The organism is Pyrinomonadaceae bacterium (genome assembly GCA_036277115.1).
Lineage (GTDB): Bacteria > Acidobacteriota > Blastocatellia > Pyrinomonadales > Pyrinomonadaceae > UBA11740.
Genome location: DASUNM010000024.1, coordinates 193,817 through 210,378 on the forward strand (window position 1 = coordinate 193,817; position 16,562 = coordinate 210,378).

A 16,562-nucleotide genomic window follows, 5' to 3' on the forward strand; every position below is an offset into this window, starting at 1 on the left:
GGTAACGGGTGACAGGTGACAGGTGACGGGATTCTTACAACCGATCACCTGTCACCCGGCACCCGTCACCGTTTCTACTGTTGCATTGAGGCCAGAAACTCTGCGTTGCTCTTGGTCTTTTCGATGCGCTCGAGCACGACTTCCATTTGCTCGGTCGGGGACAACGGATTCAACACGCGACGCATGACCCAGATCCGAGCCAGATCTTCCTTCGGGATCAGCAGCTCTTCCTTACGCGTGCCGGAACGTTGCAGGTCGATGGCCGGGAATAGACGCTTGTCGCTCAGGCGACGGTCCAGATGAATTTCGGAGTTGCCGGTGCCCTTGAACTCTTCAAAGATCACGTCGTCCATGCGCGAACCGGTGTCGATAAGCGCCGTGGCAATGATCGTCAGCGATCCGCCTTCTTCAATATTACGGGCCGCGCCGAAGAACCGCTTCGGACGCTGCAACGCGTTCGAGTCGATACCACCCGAGAGGATTTTGCCGCTGGGCGGAACGACCGCGTTGTGCGCTCGCGCCAGACGCGTGATTGAGTCGAGCAGGATTACGACGTCACGCTTGTGCTCGACCAGGCGCTTGGCTTTCTCGATCACCATGTCGGCAACCTGCACGTGGCGCGTCGGCGGTTCATCAAAGGTAGATGAGATGACCTCGCCCTGAACTGACCGCTGCATGTCGGTGACTTCTTCCGGCCGCTCGTCAATCAGCAATACGATCAGAGTAACTTCCGGGTGGTTCTGCGCGATTGAGTTCGCAATCGTTTGCAGCAGCATCGTTTTACCGGTGCGCGGCGGGGAAACGACCAGGGCGCGCTGGCCCTTGCCGATCGGCGTCACCAGATCGATAACCCGAGCCGAGAGGTTGTCCGGAGCGACCTCCATTTTCAGCATTTCGTCCGGATAGAGTGGCGTCAGATTGTCGAAGAAAACCTTTTCGCGCGCCATGTCAGGCGATTCAAAGTTGATCGCTTCAACCTTGATCAGCGCGAAGTACCGTTCGCCTTCCTTGGGTGGACGAATCTGGCCGCTGATGGTGTCGCCGGTGCGCAGGTCGAACTTGCGAATTTGCGAAGGCGAAACGTAGATGTCATCCGGCCCCGGCAGGTAGTTGTATTCCGGGGCTCGCAGGAACCCGAAGCCGTCGGGCAGTGTTTCCAGCACGCCTTCCGAAAAGATCAAGCCGCTCTTTTCGGTCTGCGCGGCCAGGACTTTGAAAATCAGCTCCTGCTTGCGCATGCCGGTAGCGCCGGGAACGTCCATGCCCTTGGCGACTTGCGTCAGCTTGGAGATGGACATCTCTTTGAGCTCAGACAGATTAAAAACATCTGGATGGCCGTCTTTACTCGGCACGTACTCTTCGCCTGCGTCAACGGTGGCGACACCGCCTCCGTTGTCGCCGCCATTCGTAGTAGATCTTCTTCTATTTGCCATATCAGTTCTTTCGTCGGCAGCCGCGGGGCTACCAGGTCGTTCGAGATTTCAGCATGCTGTCAATTGATTTGAGCGATGCCGGTCAAAAAGGGAAAGCGCGATCGGGGAAGCTCAAGTGGGGGCCTCCACCGCAAAAAAACGGTTTATGCCAACTGCTGCCTCGGAATCCAGGATTGGTTAATTAATCGTGTTTTGGATGCCGCTGGCAGGATCCGCGTGGTCTCAGATCAGAACCTCAGAATGTCTTGTGAGCCTGATTCAGTTTGGAAATCCTATTCTAAACAAAAGCTCAAAAATCGCAAGTGCTGAGTACTAGAAAACCTTAGATCGGTTCGGCAGAACCATCAGCGTTTTAGAGCGTTGTCGATTGCGCGCCAGATATCATCACGTCCGCGGCCCGTCACGCTCGAGTAAGTAAAAACTTCCGGCGTCCCCAAAATCTCCTTTGCCCGGCGAAGCGTGCGGGAAAGTTCATTGTTAGACAGCTTATCGGATTTGGTAGCCACGATTACGTGCGGCTTCCCGTGATGCTTAAGCCATTCGTCGAGCTGTAAATCGTGTGCCGTCGGCTCGTGTCTCGCATCAATCAGGTGCACCGCCAGCACCAGTTGCTCGCGTTGCGCCAGGTAGTCCGTCGCCGCCGCGTTCCACTGCTCTTTCACGGCCCTGGGCGCACGGGCATAACCATAGCCCGGCAGATCCACGAACCGAAACTTCTCATTTATCAAAAAGAAGTTCACCGCCTGGGTGCGACCAGGGGTTGAAGAGGTGCGCGCCAGGCCTCGGACGCCGAGCAGGGAATTCATCAAGCTCGATTTTCCCACGTTCGAGCGTCCGAGGAAGGCGATCTCCGGCTTTTTATCGCGCGGCCAGTCGGGTTCCTTGAATGCGCTCTTTTCAAACGTGGCGCTGGTGATTCGCATTCAATTTTATCCGCGCGGCGTGTTTACGCGGTGGCGGATTGCGCCTTCATCTGTTCCGCGCGCATTTCGGCGAACTTGGCCATCCGCTCACGCATCGCCGGCAGCTTCGTCTCGATGTCGGGAATGCGTTTGACGACTGTCTCCAGGTTCTTCAAAAACTCCTGGTTGTCGAACATTGCCCGGAGGCCTTCGATGACCGGCTGGATTTTCATGTAAACGAAAATATGCTCGCCGTTCGTTTGGTTAAACAGTTCCTCGTCAATCGCGCCGTTGGTAACCATCGCGCAAGCCATGTCCCAGTAGGAAATGACCATGCGCAGGTGGCCGCTGTGTTCGCCAATCATGGCCTCCATGACGTCCTGAACGCTGGTGGGGTTGAAAGTGAACATCCAATTGCGGGCTTCGCGCATGACGGGCTCGCGCCGGAGGTCGTAAAGTTTCAGAATCAGATCTGCATCTTCGTGTTTACCCATAGTTATGCTCCTGTTTGTTTAATTAAGCCAGAATTCCGACGTGTCGGAATAGCGGGCGGTTGGTCATTGATTGAATGCGTTAGAGTACCAACTTTAGTTGAGCATTGCACGAATGCCCGACTGAAGCCGGTACTCTAACACTTGGATTGATCGAGCTATTGCTCCGCAGGTGTCTGCAGGCTGGGCGGCGGCTCAGTCGTCCAGATCGGCGGAGTCTTTGCTTCGTCGCCGAGTTCCACCGGACTCGCCTGCTCCTGGAGGGCGAGCGCAATGACTTCATCGATCGTTTCGACCAGATTTATTGTCAATCCGCTTCGGATTTCCTCCGGCACCTCCGGCAAATCTTTTTCGTTTTCCTTTGGCAGGATTATGGTATCGATGCCGAACCGGTGCGCGGCCAGCAGCTTTTCTTTCACGCCGCCAATCGGCAGTATCCGGCCGCGCAAAGTGATCTCGCCAGTCATCGCCACGTTCTTGTTTACCGGCACCCGCATCAGGGCGGAACACATCGCCACGGCCATAGTGATGCCGGCTGACGGACCGTCCTTCGGAATCGCACCTTCCGGAATGTGAATGTGCAGGTCGCGCTTGCGAATGAAATCCAAACTCACGCCGAGACGTTCCGCGCGAGACTTGATGCAGGTGAGCGCCGCCTGGGCTGACTCCTGCATGACTTCGCCCAGTTTCCCGGTGAGCGTCACCTTGCCGCGGCCTTTGACCAAAGTGGCTTCAATTTGCAGCACCTCGCCGCCGACCTCTGTCCACGCCAATCCGGTGGCCAGCCCAATCTCGCTTTCGGCCGCGACGCCCTGTTGACGGAATTTGATCGGACCGAGCATGTCGCGGACTTGCTCAGGTCCGATTTCATGTTTGAAATCCGCTGAGACAGTTTCCGCCACGAATTTACGGGCGACTTTGCGGCAACACGATCCAATTTCGCGCTCTAGGTTGCGCACGCCGGCTTCGCGCGTGTAGTGACGAATAATTTCCAGGATGCCGTCGTCGGAAAACTCAAATTGTTCTGTCCGCAGACCGTTCCCCTCGGCCTGTTTCGGCACCAGGTGTCGCTTTGCGATCTCGAGTTTCTCGCGCTCTGTATAACCAGACAGCCGCAGGACTTCCAAACGATCCTGGAGCGCCGGCGGTATCGTGTGCATCACGTTCGCAGTGGCGATGAAGAAGACCTTGGAAAGATCGTATTCAACGTCGAGATAGTGATCCTGGAACATGTGGTTCTGTTCCGGATCGAGAACTTCGAGCAGGGCCGCGCTCGGATCGCCGCGAAAATCCGTGCCGAGCTTGTCCACTTCATCAAGCAGCAGGACGGGATTAACTGCGCCGGCTTTCTTCATCATCTGAATGATTTGGCCGGGCAAGGCGCCGATGTAGGTGCGACGATGACCGCGAATTTCAGCTTCATCCCGCACCCCGCCAAGGCTCAGACGCACGAATTTGCGACCGGTGGCGCGGGCGATCGATTTTCCGAGACTTGTTTTGCCGACGCCCGGAGGTCCCACAAAGCAGAGAATTGAACCCTTTGGATTCTTTACCAGTTGGCGGACAGCGAGGTATTCGAGAATGCGATCCTTAATCTTTTCGAGGCCGTAATGATCTTCATTCAGCACCTCTTCGGCCTTGCTGAGATCCTTGATCTCTTTTGACTTTTGCTTCCAGGGCACGCTGACTAACCAATCGATGTAAGTCCGCGACACAGTGCCTTCGGCAGACATCGGCGGCATGGCTTCGAGCCGGTGCAACTCCTGAAGCGCTTTCTCTTTCGCTTCCTCGGTCATGCCGGCTTCTTCGATCTTCTTCTTTAGCTCGTCGAGCTCGGCGCGCTCATCCTTGCGGCCCAGTTCTTTGTGAATCGCTTTGATTTGCTCGTTGAGGTAGTACTCTTTCTGCGCCTTCTCCATCTGACGCTTTACGCGTGTCTGGATCGTGCGGTCGAGCTGCCGTTTCTCGAGCTCCATTTCCAGAATCTCAATCAGACGCGCCAGCCGCGCGTGCGTCGAGAAGAGCTCCAACAGTCCCTGTTTGTCTTCAACTGAGATTCGCAGCTGCGAAGCCAGCGCGTCCGCCATATGCGAAGCGTCGGCGTTGCGCATCGCGGTTTGCAGCGCATCGGGTTGAATATCGGGAGCGAGCCGCAGATGCTGTTCAATCAGTTGCGCGACCTTCTGCACCAGAGCGTCGGTCCGCACCCCTTCTTCACTGACTACGGGCGCGCGCCGAACCAGCGCGGTGAACGCGCCGTCATTATTCTCGACGCGAATCGTCGTGGCGCGTTCGCGGCCTTCGACGACGACTTTGATTTGACCGTTCTCCTGCTTCTGCGATTGCAGAATCCGCGCGATCGTGCCGACGCGATAAATCTGTTCAGGTGACGGTTCATCGACCGTGGCGTCGTGCTGAGTCGAAAGAAAAATGGTGCGGTCTGAGGCGAGGGCCATCTCGAGCGCGCGCACTGAGCCGGGTCGGCCAATTTTGAATGCGACTTTGGTGAACGGGAAAATTACGACGTCGCGAATCGGCACCATTGGATAGCGCGCGATATCAGCGGGGGTTCGGTCCGAATATTCTTCCATGATTGATTACTGCGGAATGAACGAAAAAACTCCTGGAGATTGCGGCGGAACAGTCAATTAAACGACGAATACGGTCATAACTCTCAATTTCACCGCTAGTCGCTCAGGCTGCGAAAAAGGCGAGTCGCCATTGTCGCCTCGCGCTTTGGTAACCAGCGTGATTGTAAACGATATTGCATTGTCGCGCTACCACCAATCACAAACTCGCGGATTCGGAATTTCCCCAATTAGGCATTCAAATGCACTGGGATCGTGACAAAGCCGAAGAAGTAGGGAAGCGCCGGCTAGGTTTTCAGCTCGTCTTTCATGTTGAGGTTTCGAATCAGGCGGTGCAGGTAATTAGGATGCAGGTTGAGCAGCTTTGCCGCCGCGGTGTAGTTCCCGTTTGCCTGTTTCATGGCGTCGGTGATCATTCGCTTCTTCGTCTGCACGACCAACTCGTGATAACTGGACGGAGCTTCGGCCGACACAGTCGCCTCAGCTTCGACTACTGCTTCGGGAAGGTCGTCCGCCAGAATCTGCTCGGTGGTGCCAAGTACCACGGCTCGCTCGATCGCGTTTTCCAATTCACGAACGTTGCCGGGCCAGTCGTAAGTCATCAATCGTTTACGTGCTTCCGAAGAAATTCCCATCACCCGGCGGTTGCACTTTTCCGCGTACTTACGCGCGAAGTAATTTGCCAGGAGGGGAATGTCATCGCGTCGCTCGCGCAGGGGCGGCATAGTTAACTTCACGACGTTCAGCCTGAAGTACAAATCCTGCCGGAAGCCGCCTTTCTTGATCCCGTCCTCGAGATCGCGATTGGTTGCCGCCAGCAATCTAATGTCCACTTTGATCGTGCGGCTGCCGCCGACACGCTCAAACTCGCGCTCCTGAAGAACACGCAACAGTTTCGTTTGCAGAGAAGGGGACAAATCCCCGATCTCATCAAGAAAGATGGTGCCGCCGTCCGCGAGTTCAAGCCGCCCTTTTTTTTGAAGTAGCGCGCCGGTGAAAGCGCCCTTTTCGTGGCCGAACAACTCGCTTTCCAAAAGGGTTTCGGCGAACGCGGCGCAATTTGCCGCGATGAAGGGCTTGTCACTACGCTTGCTGTTGCGGTGAATCGCGCGCGCGGCCAGTTCTTTTCCGGTGCCGCTTTCACCAAAGATCAGAACAGTTGAATCCGTCGGGGCCACCTTTGAGATAAGTTGATAGACCCTTTGCAGCAAGGGGCTCTCGCCGACCATATTGTGTTCGATATCGGCATCGACCATCAGGCGGGCGTTTTCGTTCTCCAGATCCTTGAAATTGCGCGCGTTGTGGATGGCGACGGAGGCGATCGCGGCCACCGCAGTCACCATCTGCAAGTGATTCTCGTCGAATCGCGCCTGCGGTTCGTCGCTGTCCAGGTAAATCACGCCAAGTTTTCGATCGTGCATGATCAGCGGGACGCACAAAACGGATCGCGAGCGTGCGGCAATCAGACTTTCTGTTTTCAGATCAGCGTTGTCGTCGGCCTCGTTGATCAAAATAGCGGCGCCATCGCCCAGCACGCGCCGCACAATCGTGCGACTGACATTTACGGTTTGCCCGGCGCCCTCGACGCGGTCCAGCGTGATGACTGAAGAAAACTCATCAGCGGTGTCGGCATGGTTACCGGTCAGCAAAATGGCGCCGCGTCGCGCCGGAACCACTTCAAACAACAGATCGAGCAAAGCCTTTTCCAGCTTATCGAGATCACGAATCGCGTTGATGGTGGTGCTGATCTTGAGTAGTGCGCTGAGGTCGCGCGCCATCACAAACACTGCGTCGCTGTAAGTCATGCGGACAGCCGGCGAGCCGAGCAAAGGCGCTTCGTCAAAGCGAATCTCACTGGTCTGGGACGGATCTTCGCTGTCGTCGATCAGAAAAAAGAATTGCGACTCGCCAATCTGCACCCGATCGCCGTGGTGCAGCTCGCAGCGCTTTACGGGCATGTCGTTAACAAACGTGCCGTTGCGACTGTCGAGATCCGCGATGATGTATTTGTCGCCGTCCTTTTCGATGAGGGCATGGCGGCGAGAGACGGCGGCATTTCGAATGCGGAGGCTAGCGCCGGTTTGGCGGCCGATCAGGACCGGCCCCTCGCTCATCGCGATGACGGTGTCTTTTAACTTGCCAGTAATAGCGGCGAGCCGTGGTTTCATACGTTGCTCTGGTCGGGGGCAGCAGTGTACTTATGTGACCGTGATGAAGCAACAGGTTTTGCTAGCCATGCGGAACGTCTGACTTCGCTTCTCAACCAAGTGTGGAGCGTACCTCTATCCGAATGGTTAATGAGCGCTATCCGATTGGATAGAAAAGTTGCCATGCCGATCGAGAGAGTTGCTGCACGGAAAGAGTTTGTCGGTTCCTGTAGCTGTTGTTATTAAGCGCTTTAGCTGCCGTCGGACGGCATTGACCGGCGGGTGCGCATTCGTGGCACACAAGTAGCAGATGCACAAGTCGCTCGTACTGATCCTCATTAGTTACGAACTATGGTCAGCATCGCCGCGGATGCTACCAACTAACCGCCCCACGCCAAGGGCGAGCGGGATTTGAAAAGCTCGCTTCAAGCAAAACGGCAACCCTGCTGAACCCCAGGGTTGCCGTTTCGGTTTTTAGGATTAAGGAATTCTAGGCCGCTGCGTCATCTACGCCCGCGAGTCCCTCGCCAGGCATCGCGCGATGCCGCTCGACCATCTCGCTGGTGATCACGAACTCCTTCACACGCTTCTGCGACGGCAGAGTATACATTGCCTCCAGCAGCAGTTCTTCAAGGATCATCATCAAACCGCGCGCGCCGACCTTCCGCTCGACGGCTTGCTGAGCGACGCGTCGCAGCGCGTCATCGGTGAATCGCAGCTTGACGTTGTCGAATTCGAATTTCTTTTGATACTGCTTGACCAGCGCGTTCTTCGGTTCGGTGAGGATCTTAATCAACGCTCCTTCGTCGAGTTCGTGCAACACGCCGACGACTGCCAACCGTCCGACAAACTCTGGAATCAAGCCATACCTGATTAGATCCTCCGGTTGCACGTGCGCGAGGGCTTCAGCGTTACGTTGCGAGCCCGACTTCACCTCGGCATGAAAACCGAGTGACTTGTTACGCAGCCGTTTCTCGACAACCTTTTCCAAGCCGACGAATGCACCGCCGCAGATGAACAGGATGTTGGTCGTGTCCACCGGGAAGAATTCCTGATGCGGATGTTTACGTCCGCCTTGTGGTGGAACGTTTGCAATCGTGCCTTCCAGAATTTTCAGCAAAGCTTGCTGCACGCCTTCGCCGGAAACGTCGCGGGTGATCGACGGGTTTTCGTCTTTCCGGCAAATCTTGTCGATCTCGTCGATGTAGATGATGCCTTGTTGGGCGCGTTCCACGTCGCCGTTCGCCGCCTGCAAGAGCTTCAGGATGATGTTCTCGACGTCTTCACCGACGTAGCCGGCTTCGGTCAGCGTCGTCGCATCAACGATCGTGAACGGCACACTCAGCATGCGGGCGAGGGTCTGTGCGAGCAGTGTCTTGCCGGTGCCCGTCGGCCCAATCAAAATGATGTTCGACTTCTGAATCTCGACGTCAGAACGCCGCCGCGCTAACTCGATTCGTTTGTAGTGTTGATAAACCGCGACCGCCAAACGCTTCTTCGTTTCGTCCTGGCCAATGACGTATTCTTCGAGGAAGTTTTTGATCTCGCCTGGCTTGGGCAGCGGTGGTCGGGAAGCTACGGACTCAGCTTGCTGGTCGTCGCTGATAATCTCGTTGCAGATATCGATACACTCATTGCAGATATAGACAGTGGGACCTGCAATGAGTTTCTTAACTTCGTTCTGCGATTTCCCGCAGAACGAACAACGCAGCGTTTCGTCACTTCTTCTCACCATAGTCCGGGGAACTCCATCCTTTGAGACTAGTCGGGGCTACGTAAAAGTTGAGGCCGACGAGCTCGCCACTCGAGTGGTTGGCTCCTGGAACTCGGTTCTTGCGACCTATTCGCGGTGCGCAATTACCTCGTCTATTAAACCATACTCCTTCGCCTGCGCGGCGGACAAATAACGATCCCGCTCGACGTCGCGCTCAATCTGTTCCATGTCCTGGCCAGTATGTTTTGCGAGAATTTGTGAAGTAAGTTCGCGAATTCGAATAAGTTCCTCGGCGTGAATCCGCACGTCTGTGGCCTGTCCCTGCATGCCGCCCGACGGTTGATGAATGAGAATCCGCGAGTTTGGCAACGCGAAGCGCTTTCCTTTGGCGCCCGCGGTCAAGAGCAACGCGCCCATCGATGCGCACATGCCCACGCAGATCGTAGTCACGTCAGGACGAATGAATTGCATCGTGTCGTAAATCGCGAGGCCCGCGGTGACCGAACCACCCGGTGAATTGATGTAGAGGTTAATGTCTTTTTCAGGATCTTCGGCTTCCAGAAACAGCAACTGCGCAACGATCAGGTTTGCGATCTGATCGTCGATCGGAGTGCCCAGAAAAATAATGTTGTCTTTGAGGAGCCGGGAATAAATGTCAAACGCGCGTTCGCCACGCGACGTTTGCTCGACGACCATTGGAATAAGTGCCATATCAGATTCAGATCTCAGATTTGAGATCTCACAAAATCAGGAGGCAGTAAGCAGTAGGCAGGAAGCAGAAAAAACGTTGAGCTGTTTTATTCTGACTTCTGACTCCCGGCTTCTGACTCCTGCGTTTCTTCCTCCCAGTCGGCATCGATCACGCTCGCATTCGCGACTAAAAAATCCAGCGCTTTGCGATTGCGCAATCTGCCAGCGATGCTACGTTCGCCCCCTTGCTTTGTCAAGATACCTCGCACTTGTTCTGCTGACTGTTTTGAAGCATCTGCGATCGCGTTAATCTCGGCGTCAATGTCCTGATCGGTGACTTCGATTTTTTCTTCATCCGCGATCCGTTCGAGCAGCAGCGAACCGCGCAGATCGTAACCCGCCTGATCTTTCAAAGACTCGCGCGCTTTCTCCCAGTCGAGATCCGGATGGCGCACGTCGATCCCCTGGTTAATCATGTCGCGCACAACCGATTCCAAACGATGTTCGGTTTGCTGTTGCACCAGACGGTCGGGCAGTTCAAAAGCGTGTGCCTCGACAAGTTGCCGCATGAGGTCAGCGCGCATCTTGCCTTCACCTTCGTGTTTGGCTTGCGCTTCGATATCGGAACGCACTTTTGTCCGCAGATCGGCAACTGATTCGACCTCGTCCCCGAGGCTTTGCGCCCACTCGTCATCGAGGTCCGGAACTTCCTTAGTGCGCACGGCGCTAACTTTTACCGCGTACTCAAGCCGCTTGCCAGCCAGGCCTTTGGCGCTGAAATCCTCAGGATATTCGACCACAAACGTCTTTTCGTCGTCAGGTTTGGCGCCGGTCAGGTTGTCGGTAATCGCTTGCACAATGCCTTCTCCGCCGAGCACCACGTCCACGTCCTCAACATTGATCGGTTCCGCTTCCGGGGTGTCCAGGAACTTCCCGTGGAAGTTCGCCGTGACCGTGTCGCCAACCTGCGCACCACGGTCTTCAACCGGTTCGAGGGAAGCAGAGTTCTCGCGCAGCTGTTCCACGACGCGGTCGACGTCTTCATCTTTGACCGGCCGCACGCGGCGTGACACTTCGATGCCTGTGTATTTGCCGAGCTGAATCTCCGGCAAAACTTCAACGTTGACGTTGAATGAGATTGGGTGCTCGCCGAGTTTGTCCAGGCCTTCGGCCACCTCGAGATTCAACTCGGGCTCGCCGAGCGGCTCCAGTTTGTTCTCAGCGATGGCGTGCTGGACGGCGTCGGGAATCAACTCGCGCAGCACTTCGGTGCGAATCTGATCCTTGAACCGCGTGCGCACTACTGCGCGCGGCGCATGTCCGGGACGAAAACCTGGGACGCTCGCCATCTTTGCATATCGATCACTGACGTCGTCGTAAGCTTTCTTAACGGCGCTCGCATCGATCTCGATGTCGATCTGTTTTAGGGTTGGTGATACTTCTTTGACTTGAGATTTCATAATGCAGATATCAGATATCAGAAGTCAGATGTCAGCAGCTCCTCGCGTTGGCTCTGACGTCTGACCGCTGATGTCTGACCTCTATTCCTTTGGTGCGAAAGGGGGGACTCGAACCCCCACACCTTTCGGTACCAGATCCTAAGTCTGGCGCGTCTGCCAATTCCGCCACTTTCGCGATGCAAGGGCGAGAATAGCACAGCGAGCATATCGTCCGCATGCAGGTAGCCGAATGGATAGAGTCGCAGTCCGCAGTCTTTCTCGGTGTCTCCGTGTGTGCTCCGTCTCAGTGGGCAGTTGAGCGGTGAGCAGATTTTGTGATGAGAGTTGTGTGACCAGTTCAATTGGCACCAGCCAGTTCTCAACTGCTCACAGCTCACTGCCCACTCATTCACAGGGACACCGAGCGAAGGCGGGTGCGGAACTTTTTAATTGAAACTAGGAGCTGGCGCGCGGTCGAAGGAGCTTTACAATCAAATAGAGCGGATAGCTGCCCGCGAGGATCGCCAGCGCGACCAGACTGTTCTTTCGATCACCAATAATCGCTCCGATCAGAAATGCGGCTGAGCCCAACAGCACCAACAAGGTCGTCCATGGATAGCCCCAGGCGCGATATGGGCGCGGCAAGTCTGGTTCCCGCCAGCGCAGGATGATCAGCGACAGATAACCCATCGAGTAATTCGCGACGAAGAAAAACGCGAGCGCGGCCAGGATCGCGCTGAACTTCGCACTGAGAATAAAGAGCACCGCGCACAGCGTGCTGATGAGAAGAGTGACCGTGGGCGTGCCGCCTTTATTAACGCGCGTGGCGCGGTGATGAAACAGTTGATCGCAGCTCATCGCGTAGAGAATGCGAGGCGCTGTCAGTACGTATGCATTCACTGTGCTAAGGATTGAAACGATCGCGAGCAGCCGAACGGTGGAATCTCCACGTTGACCGAAGATTTCTCGCGCGATCACGCCGGCGGCCAGCGGCTCGCCTGCTAGTCGCGACATCGGCAGCACGTAAACGTATGCCAGATTAACGACTACATAGATCGCGGTGACCAGCAATGTGCCGCCAATCATTGAACGCAGCACATCGCGCTTAGGGTTTTTCACTTCTTCACCGAAGTAAATCACGCCATACCAGCCGTCATAGGTGTAGAGAACTCCCTGAAGGGCGATGATTAGTGCGCCAAGGATCGCGAGGCCTTGTGGAGGTGACAAAGGTTCTCCGGGCGCGGCCTTGCCGGCGAGTGTGAAAGCAGCAATCGCGAGGGCGACGAAAACCAGGGTCTTGATGGCGCTGGTTACGTTCTGAATAAAACTGCCCCAGCGAATTCCTCGCCATTGAAGCGCCGCAAACATCAGAACAATCGCCAGCGCAACTCCTTTTTCGCGACCGGCGAGTTGCGGCACCAGCACGCCCGCATATTCGGCCACGACCAGCGACAGCACGGCGAGCGTTCCGCACGTTGATAGCCAATCGCTGTAACCGATGACGAACCCGGGATAATTTCCCATCGCGCGCTGAATGAATACATACCAGCCGCCCGAGCGAGGAATCATCGCGCCGAGTTCGGCGACTGAATTCGCTCCGAGAAGCGCGTAGAGGCCGCCCAGGATCCAGACGCCGATATAGAGGTACGTATTCGGAAGCGCCGAGGCGACTTCTCCCGGAGTACGCAAGATGCCCATGCCGATCGTGCCGCCGATGGTCACGGCGAGACCAAAGCCTACGCCGAGTACGCGCAGCAAATGTCCCCGAGATTTGGGTTCGGTAGTCAAAGATGTGGGCATTAGAGGGTGCGCGTGACTTTCGACAGCGAGCGCGGCTTATCAGGATCCAATCCTTTTGCTTCCGCCAGGAGAGCCGCGAACAGTTGCGCCGGAATGATGTAAGGAATCGGCGCGAGAAACTCGTCAATATCGCGCGGCATGATGATCGAGCGCGTACACATCGTGGCGGTCTCGATGTCGCCGGTAATGGCGAGCGTGTCGGCGCGCAGTTCCTGCAAGCGCCGGATCAGATCTTTCGTTCCGTCGAGCATTACGCCCGGCGGCGCAAACAGCATTACCGGGAAGTGACGTTCGATCATCGCGACCGGACCGTGCAGAAAGTCGGCTGACGAAAAGCGTTCGGCGACGACGTAGCAGGTTTCCATGAGCTTCAAAGCAAACTCGTAAGCATTCGCGTACGCGAGCCCACGGCCGACGACGACACAGTTCTCCATGAAGACGTAGCGCTGCACCAATTCGACAATCGCCGGTTTTTGTTCCAGGGCGCGCGTCGAGAATTCAGGGATCCTGTCGTAATCGATCTTAAATCCATCTTTCGCCAGCGCCGCCGCCAGCATGCAGAACAGCATCATCTGGCCGGTGAATGTCTTGGTGGCTGCGACCGAACGTTCTTTGCCGCCGTGCATCAAGAGCGTTTCATCGACCAGCCGGACCATCTCTGACTGCGGCTCGTTCGTGATGCCAACGGTAACCGCGCCGCACGAGCGCGCGTTTTCCAGCACGCGATTGATGTCTTCGCCTTCGCCGGATTGTGAGACGCCGATGACGAGAGCGCGCTTCAGGTTCAGTTTTGCGCCATAGAGTGTGTGGACGGACGGAGCGGACAGCGAGACTGGAATGCCGGTCGCGATCTCAAGCAGGTAGCGGCCAAACAGCGCGGCGTTGTCTGAGCTGCCGCGTGCTACGAGAACGATTAGATCGATGTCACGCTGTTTCAGCGATTCACCCAGCCGGGCGATCTTCACGCGCTCTTCGGCGATCGTTCGCTCGAGCGCCGCGGGCTGCTCGGCGATTTCCTGAAGCATTAACGACATCGTCACTGTTGTCTTCGCGCCCGAGATCAGGTAAATAGTCCGCGCCTTTTCAAAAGCCTTCGAAAAAAACTTATGACATCGATAAGAACCTGTGGGATGGAACTGACAACTCTAACACGAACCCCGCTGCGGCAAATCGCAATTGTTTGGCTCGTGCTATTAGCCGGCATGTCTGTACATGCTCAGTCGACTAAGATCCAGGTGATTCCAGCGCCCAAGCAGATCACCGCCGGCGAAGGCGCTTTCGCGCTCAGCCGGGACACGCGCGTCTCGCTCGCTGACGGCAAGTCGGCTGAAGACCGGTTCGCGGCGCAGGACTTCATCGATGATGTTAGCGCGACGGCCGATGTGCGATTGGCGATGGGTAGTTCGCGCCGTCAAATCCTGATTGGGGGCATCCACGACCCGCGCATCGTGGCAGCGTTAAGGAAAAGTTCAGCCGACGTTCCGGCGTCATTAAATGATGAAGGCTATTTGATTCTGGCAGATCCGCGACAGGTGATCGTCGCCGGAAAGACGCCGGCCGGAACGTTCTACGGAATGCAAACGCTGAAACAGCTTGTTCGCGGCGAAGGCGCGAATGCTTTCATTCCCGCGGTGAAGATTGTCGATTGGCCAACGATGCGTTGGCGCGGAGTCTCTGACGACATCAGTCGCGGCCCGGTCCCCACCGTCGATTACATCAAGCGCCAGTTGCGTACCTTCGCGTACTTCAAACTGAACATGCACTCCTTCTATATGGAGCACACGTTCGCGAGCGAGTCTCATCCGCTGATTGGGCCTGAAGGCGGATCGTTGACGCCCGCGGAGATTCGCGAGCTGGTCGCGTATGCGCGCAAGTACCACATCGAAGTAGTTCCCGAACAACAAACCTTTGGCCATCTCCATAAAGCGCTGCGCTTTGAAAAGTATGCCGAGCTGGCTGAGACGCCTTACGGCGATGTGCTCTCGCCGCAACAACCCGGTTCGTACAAATTAGTCGCCGATTGGTACAAGGAGCTGAACGAACTCTTTCCCGGACAGTTCTTTCACATTGGCGCCGACGAAACGTTCGAGCTGGGGGAAGGGCAAAGCCGCGCGCAGGCGCAAGCGAAAGGCGTCGGGGCGGTTTATTTTGAGCATTTGAATCGCGTTCGCGATCTGCTGAAGCCCTACAACCGGAAGCTCATGTTCTGGGGCGACATCGCTTTGAACCATCCCGATCTGATCGGCAACGTTCCCAAAGATTTGATCGTGATGAACTGGCAGTACGGCGCGCGCGACGATTTTTGGTCCTCGATCAAACCGTTTCAGGATGCGGGCCTGCAACAATTCGTCTGTCCCGGCGCAAACAACTGGAACCAGATTTTTCCGAACCTCGAGGCCGCGTCCAAGAACATCACTAACTTTGTGCGCGACGGACAGAAGGCCGGCGCGATCGGCATGATGAACACGACCTGGGACGATGACGGCGAGGCTTTGTTCGAGATGACCTGGCATCCGATGGCGCTCGGGGCGGCGGCGTCGTGGCAGGAGGGCGCGGTTGACGTCGCAAAATTTGATGGCGACTTTGACTGGTCCTTCTTTCGTAATGACGGCGATCAATTTGTGAAAGCGGCGCGCGCGCTGGGCCGTGTGAACATGACGCTGGGAATCGCGACCAGCGACGACATATTTTGGCGCGACCCTTTTACAACTCAGTTTCAAACCCTGGCGCGCACCAACGCGGAGAAAATCAAGCAAATGCGGCTGATGGTCGAAGAGGCATCCGAGTCGCTGTTACGAAACGAAAAGCGCGCGCGGCGAAATGCTTTGGCAGTCGCGCCGATGAAATTTGCGGCCCAGCGCTTCGATCATCTCGGCCGCCGTTTTCAAATGGTGCAGAAGTTCAGCGATGAATACTGGAACGCCTATTTGAATTTGGGCGACCGCGCTAAGGCCAGGAAGCTTCGCTACTATCACGGCGCTATTTACAACAATAACCGCGAGATGGCTGAAGAGCTGGCGATCTTGAAAGAAGGCTATCGCCGGCAATGGCTGGCAGAGAACCGTCCGTACTGGTTGGAGAGTGTGCTCGCGCGTTACGACCAGATGATTTCTACCTGGCTGGCGAAGAGTCGCGCTATGGACGAGGCGATGCGGAAGTATCAAGCGACTTCGACGCTGCCTGATCCGGAAGAGTTTGGAATGGGAACCAGGCCGGCGCCGTCACCGAGTCCGAGCCCGCGGCCGCAGTAGGATTCATTCGCAGATTACATTTCTTCCTCCGGAAGCTATAAACATTTCGCTCCTGACGGAGCGAAGAAGGTTGGCTTGTTGTTCACACTAAATCCGCGCATCGATCT

Annotated in this window: 11 protein-coding genes and 1 tRNA gene; 1 reads left to right on the forward strand and 11 read right to left on the reverse strand. The window is 56.2% G+C overall.

What is annotated here, in order from left to right; all coding sequences use genetic code 11:
* Positions 1 to 74: 74 nt before the first annotated feature.
* From rho to VFX97_14440, 11 genes are all read right to left on the reverse strand, one after another.
* On the reverse strand, positions 75 to 1,433 hold the full coding sequence (rho, locus tag VFX97_14390; protein ID HEX5704388.1) for a transcription termination factor Rho: 1,359 nt from the start codon (positions 1,431 to 1,433) through the stop codon (positions 75 to 77).
* Between the two features lie 344 nt (positions 1,434 to 1,777).
* Positions 1,778 to 2,356 carry a ribosome biogenesis GTP-binding protein YihA/YsxC gene (gene yihA / locus VFX97_14395; protein HEX5704389.1) on the reverse strand — a complete coding sequence of 193 codons (579 nt, stop codon included), beginning with the start codon at positions 2,354 to 2,356 and terminating at the stop codon, positions 1,778 to 1,780.
* A 23-nt stretch (positions 2,357 to 2,379) separates the two neighbouring features.
* Complete coding sequence (locus tag VFX97_14400; protein ID HEX5704390.1) at positions 2,380 to 2,829, reverse strand: hypothetical protein; 450 nt, start codon at positions 2,827 to 2,829, stop codon at positions 2,380 to 2,382.
* Positions 2,830 to 2,984: 155 nt separating this feature from the next.
* The gene (gene lon / locus VFX97_14405; protein HEX5704391.1) at positions 2,985 to 5,417 is read right to left on the reverse strand and encodes an endopeptidase La; all 2,433 of its coding nucleotides are present in this window, start codon (positions 5,415 to 5,417) and stop codon (positions 2,985 to 2,987) included.
* Between the two features lie 284 nt (positions 5,418 to 5,701).
* Positions 5,702 to 7,582, reverse strand: coding sequence for a sigma 54-interacting transcriptional regulator (locus VFX97_14410; protein ID HEX5704392.1), 1,881 nt, complete (start codon positions 7,580 to 7,582; stop codon positions 5,702 to 5,704).
* Positions 7,583 to 8,051: 469 nt separating this feature from the next.
* A complete protein-coding gene (clpX, locus tag VFX97_14415) occupies positions 8,052 to 9,296 on the reverse strand; it encodes an ATP-dependent Clp protease ATP-binding subunit ClpX (protein HEX5704393.1) in 1,245 nt (414 codons plus the stop codon).
* A 105-nt stretch (positions 9,297 to 9,401) separates the two neighbouring features.
* Entirely contained in the window at positions 9,402 to 9,986 is a 585-nt protein-coding gene (gene clpP / locus VFX97_14420) for an ATP-dependent Clp endopeptidase proteolytic subunit ClpP (GenBank protein ID HEX5704394.1), read from the reverse strand.
* 86 nt (positions 9,987 to 10,072) lie between these two features.
* The gene (gene tig, locus VFX97_14425) at positions 10,073 to 11,425 is read right to left on the reverse strand and encodes a trigger factor (GenBank protein HEX5704395.1); all 1,353 of its coding nucleotides are present in this window, start codon (positions 11,423 to 11,425) and stop codon (positions 10,073 to 10,075) included.
* A gap of 90 nt (positions 11,426 to 11,515) precedes the next feature.
* Positions 11,516 to 11,600, reverse strand: a tRNA-Leu gene (locus VFX97_14430).
* Between the two features lie 260 nt (positions 11,601 to 11,860).
* The gene (locus VFX97_14435) at positions 11,861 to 13,204 is read right to left on the reverse strand and encodes an APC family permease (protein HEX5704396.1); all 1,344 of its coding nucleotides are present in this window, start codon (positions 13,202 to 13,204) and stop codon (positions 11,861 to 11,863) included.
* On the reverse strand, positions 13,204 to 14,238 hold the full coding sequence (locus tag VFX97_14440; GenBank protein ID HEX5704397.1) for an SIS domain-containing protein: 1,035 nt from the start codon (positions 14,236 to 14,238) through the stop codon (positions 13,204 to 13,206). Before VFX97_14440 ends, VFX97_14435 begins: the two co-directional genes overlap by 1 nt.
* Before the next feature lie 96 nt (positions 14,239 to 14,334).
* Here VFX97_14440 and VFX97_14445 point away from each other — a divergent pair, with 96 nt between their 5' ends.
* On the forward strand, positions 14,335 to 16,455 hold the full coding sequence (locus VFX97_14445; GenBank protein ID HEX5704398.1) for a beta-N-acetylhexosaminidase: 2,121 nt from the start codon (positions 14,335 to 14,337) through the stop codon (positions 16,453 to 16,455).
* Positions 16,456 to 16,562 lie beyond the last annotated feature (107 nt).